Annotated in this window: 1 protein-coding gene and 2 pseudogenes; all 3 read right to left on the reverse strand. The window is 60.6% G+C overall.

Features of this window, described 5'->3' with window-relative positions; translation table 11 throughout:
* A pseudogene (locus tag VIW95_RS14085) lies at positions 1 to 206 on the reverse strand (hypothetical protein); the annotation flags it as partial.
* Positions 207 to 263: 57 nt separating this feature from the next.
* Positions 264 to 935 carry a hypothetical protein gene (locus VIW95_RS14090; RefSeq protein WP_331587600.1) on the reverse strand — a complete coding sequence of 224 codons (672 nt, stop codon included), beginning with the start codon at positions 933 to 935 and terminating at the stop codon, positions 264 to 266.
* 34 nt (positions 936 to 969) lie between these two features.
* Positions 970 to 1,575 (reverse strand): annotated as a pseudogene (locus tag VIW95_RS14095) (radical SAM protein); the annotation flags it as partial.

The raw sequence follows: 1,575 nt of genomic DNA on the forward strand, positions 1-1,575 counted from the left end.
CATCCAATCAGAGGAGCGCAGAGCCCTGCGGAAATCGGTAGCGCGAAGCCCTGGAGCGTCGAGAGTTGTGTGCGCGACCATCCGAAATGTTTCAGCAGATGGGGAAAGAACAGGCCGCCGGTGTTGTAGCCGGATCCGAAAACGAACACCAGCGTAACGAAGAGGCTCGCGACGATGATCCAACCCTGTCGTTCACGCTGCGTCATCAGATGCACCCTCGCTGAGACTTATAGCGGCACGACCGGGGATCGTCGAGTGCTCAATTATTCGAGCGCGGTCGTCGGGATGTAGCCTTCGAGGCCGTTCTTCATACGGATCTGCATGTAGTTCAGCGCGACGCCAACGACGTGAACGTTGTGGCCCTGGTGAACCTCGGCGAGCTTCTTGCCCCATCGATTCGGTTTTTCAAGCACGGCGGCGTCGTGCGTCAGCACGAAGACCTTGTCGGCCGGCTTGCCGAGCTCGACCGCGGACGGATCGATATAGCCGGTCTGCCCGGACTTCAGCCTCACTTGCAGATAGTAGTGAGTAGAGCCAGTCACCTCGATGAATTTGTCGCGGGTCAACTGCTCGATGTGCTTGCTGCTTTTCGCGGGTGCGGAATACACCGGCGAATCCTGGAGCACCTTTAGCCGCGCTTGTGCCGGTTCGATCTCCGGTTCGCGAATGCTGCTTTTACTCGACGCATGGTGCGACGGCGCGCGCTTCGGCGGAGGCATCAACACCTTGCTGGATGGCGCAGAACCCGACGGACTCGTGACCGATGACGGAGAATTGACAGGCGCACCAGCGCTCGGTCCTTCAGCCGGAACGATCGAAGTCGAGGGTACGTCTTCCTCGCCGATTCCAGCCGCGAAAGCCGGCGCCGAGAGCGCGAGCGTTGCCGCAACCGCGGCTATCAGAGCTCCTGAACGAAAACTGCGATGAACCATCATCCTCGTCCTCTCCTCCTCGACTTGCCCATCTATTCTAGCAGGCGCCGCACACGGTGCATCGCTCGACGTCGCACGGCGGGCTCTGATGCTCATGATGCGCCTTTTTTCGTTCGGCGAGCAAAAACCATTTGTGAATGTGATGATCGATAAAGTCCCATGGCAGCAACTCGTCGTGGACGTAGTGACGGGTGACGAAAAAATCGGGATCGGGCAGCGACGAATTTTCACCCGCCTCGACCTCGCGATGAATCTTCGACAACTCGTGCCAGATGGGTCCGGCGCTTTCGCATCCCGCGGCTTCGAGCCGTTGGAGGATGCCGCTGACGCGGCGATCGCCGCGCGAGACCATCGTCTGGAAATACGCCTCGCGCGGCGATTCCGCGTCGAGTTCGACTTGTCCCAGGCGCGTGAGCCGTTGGCGCAGCATCGCGACCTTGCGCTTGATCGAGCGTGCGTCCTGCATCGGATCCCATTGAAACGGCGTCCACGGCTTGGGCACGAATGGGTTGAGCGAGACGGTGACCGAGCCGATACGCGTGCGGCGGGCGCGGGCGCGTTCGAGCACCTTGGCGACGAGGTCGGCAATCGCGAGCACGTCTTCGTCGCGCTCCTCGGGCAGGCCGATCATGAAATAGAATTT

It is taken from the genome of Binatus sp. (SeqCode) (assembly GCF_036522015.1).
Lineage (GTDB): Bacteria > Desulfobacterota > Binatia > Binatales > Binataceae > Binatus.